The organism is Streptomyces sp. NPDC058579, from assembly GCF_042718575.1.
In the GTDB taxonomy this organism is placed as follows: Bacteria; Actinomycetota; Actinomycetes; order Streptomycetales; family Streptomycetaceae; genus Streptomyces.
Genome location: NZ_JBHXPI010000068.1, coordinates 1 through 2,821, shown reverse-complemented (window position 1 = coordinate 2,821; position 2,821 = coordinate 1). Strand labels below are relative to the sequence as shown.

General features: G+C 70.5%; 1 protein-coding gene. It reads left to right on the top strand.

Annotated elements, in window-relative coordinates:
• Nucleotides 1–273 precede the first annotated feature (273 nt).
• Nucleotides 274–2,781 carry a RelA/SpoT family protein gene (locus ACFWRO_RS35800; protein WP_384518469.1) on the top strand — a complete coding sequence of 836 codons (2,508 nt, stop codon included), beginning with the start codon at nt 274–276 and terminating at the stop codon, nt 2,779–2,781.
• Nucleotides 2,782–2,821 lie beyond the last annotated feature (40 nt).

Genomic DNA, 2,821 nt, shown 5'->3' with positions numbered 1-2,821 from the left:
TGCCCGCCCGCGCCCGCCTGCTGCCCGCGCTGCGCGGTGCGCCGCTGGCGGCGCTTAACACGGTCTGACACCACGCCACCCGCGTGTGTTGTGTGGGCGCCCCGGGCAACCCCCGGGGCGCCCTCGCCGTTCTCCCGGTATGTCCCGGAACGGGGCCCACGCGCGCGTGGCGCCCGTCTCACCACTCGCACGCGTGAGCATGGCGGCCCCCGGCTCGATACCATGGCCTTTCCGGGCCTGACCGGGGGACCCGGTACCGCACGAGGAGCGCTCTTGCCAGACGAGGCCCAGCCACTCTCCGCCGCGCAGCCCGACCCGAAGGCCGAGAAGGCCGTTGCGTCAGGCGGAACCGCGACGCCCCAGAACACGCCCGCGGAGAGCAGGCCCACGCCCGTGGCCCCCGCCCCGGCACCGGCCTCCGCCCCGGCCGCCCCCACGCCGAAGCAGCCCGCGCCGAAGCCCGCGCCCGCCCCCGCCACCCGCTCCGGCGGCTCCTCCAACCGCGTGCGCGCCCGCCTCGCCCGGCTCGGCGTGCAGCGCTCCTCCCCGTACAACCCGGTCCTCGAACCGCTGCTCCGGATCGTCCGCTCCAACGACCCGAAGATCGAGACGGCGACCCTCCGCCAGGTCGAGCGCGCCTACCAGGTCGCCGAGCGCTGGCACCGCGGCCAGAAGCGCAAGAGCGGCGACCCGTACATCACGCACCCTCTCGCCGTCACCACCATCCTCGCCGAGCTCGGCATGGACCCGGCGACGCTGATGGCCGGTCTGCTGCACGACACCGTCGAGGACACCGAGTACGGCCTCGACACACTCCGCCGCGACTTCGGCGACCAGGTCGCGCTCCTCGTCGACGGCGTCACCAAGCTCGACAAGGTCAAGTTCGGCGAGGCCGCGCAGGCCGAGACCGTCCGCAAGATGGTCGTCGCCATGGCCAAGGACCCGCGCGTCCTGGTCATCAAGCTCGCCGACCGCCTGCACAACATGCGCACCATGCGCTATCTCAAGCGGGAGAAGCAGGAGAAGAAGGCCCGCGAGACCCTCGAGATCTACGCGCCCCTGGCCCACCGCCTGGGCATGAACACCATCAAGTGGGAGCTGGAGGACCTCGCCTTCGCGATCCTCTACCCCAAGATGTACGACGAGATCGTCCGCCTCGTCGCCGAGCGCGCCCCCAAGCGCGACGAGTACCTCGCCATAGTGACCGACGAGGTCCAGACCGACCTGCGCGCCGCCCGCATCAAGGCGACCGTCACCGGCCGCCCGAAGCACTACTACAGCGTCTACCAGAAGATGATCGTCCGCGGCCGTGACTTCGCGGAGATCTACGACCTGGTCGGCATCCGCGTCCTCGTGGACACCGTCCGCGACTGCTACGCGGCCCTCGGCACCGTCCACGCGCGATGGAACCCGGTCCCCGGCCGGTTCAAGGACTACATCGCGATGCCGAAGTTCAACATGTACCAGTCGCTGCACACGACGGTCATCGGCCCCAACGGCAAGCCCGTCGAGCTGCAGATCCGTACGTTCGACATGCACCGCCGGGCCGAGTACGGCATCGCCGCGCACTGGAAGTACAAGCAGGACCCCTCCGCAGGGGCCTCCAAGGTGCGTACCGACGTGCCGAAGAGCACCGGCAAGGACGACCACCTCAACGACATGGCGTGGCTGCGCCAGCTGCTCGACTGGCAGAAGGAGACAGAGGACCCGAGCGAGTTCCTGGAGTCCCTGCGCTTCGACCTGTCGCGCAACGAGGTCTTCGTCTTCACGCCCAAGGGCGACGTCATAGCGCTGCCCGCCGGGGCCACCCCCGTGGACTTCTCCTACGCCGTCCACACCGAGGTCGGCCACCGCACCATAGGGGCCCGGGTCAACGGCCGGCTCGTCCCGCTGGAGTCGACCCTCGACAACGGCGACCTGGTCGAGGTTTTCACCTCCAAGGCCGCCGGCGCCGGGCCGTCCCGCGACTGGCTGGGCTTCGTCAAGTCCCCGCGCGCCCGCAACAAGATCCGCGCCTGGTTCTCCAAGGAGCGCCGCGACGAGGCGATCGAGCAGGGCAAGGACGCCATCGCGCGGGCCATGCGCAAGCAGAACCTGCCGATCCAGCGGATCCTGACCGGCGACTCGCTCGTCACCCTCGCCCACGAGATGCGCTACAGCGACATCTCCTCGCTGTACGCGGCGATCGGCGAGGGCCATGTCACCGCCCAGTCCATCGTCCAGAAACTGGTCCAGGCGCTCGGTGGCGAGGAGGCCGCCAACGAGGACATCGCCGAGACCGCCCCGCCCACGCGCGGCCGCTCCAAGCGCCGCTCCAGCGCCGACCCTGGTGTCGTCGTCAAGGGCGTCGAGGACGTCTGGGTCAAGCTGGCCCGCTGCTGCACGCCTGTACCGGGCGACCCGATCATCGGCTTCGTCACCCGCGGCAGCGGCGTCTCGGTGCACCGCAGCGACTGCGTCAACGTCGACTCGCTCTCGCGCGAGCCGGAGCGGATCCTCGAGGTCGAGTGGGCGCCCACCCAGTCCTCGGTCTTCCTGGTCGCCATCCAGGTCGAGGCCCTCGACCGGTCCCGGCTGCTCTCGGACGTCACGCGGGTCCTGTCGGACCAGCACGTGAACATCCTGTCCGCGGCCGTCCAGACCTCTCGCGACCGGGTGGCCACCTCGCGCTTCACCTTCGAGATGGGCGACCCGAAGCACCTCGGCCACGTCCTGAAGGCCGTCCGCGGTGTGGAGGGCGTCTACGACGTCTACCGCGTGACCTCGGCCCGCCGGCCGTAGCAGCGCGTACGAGAAGGGCCCCGGTACCTGTCACAGGTAC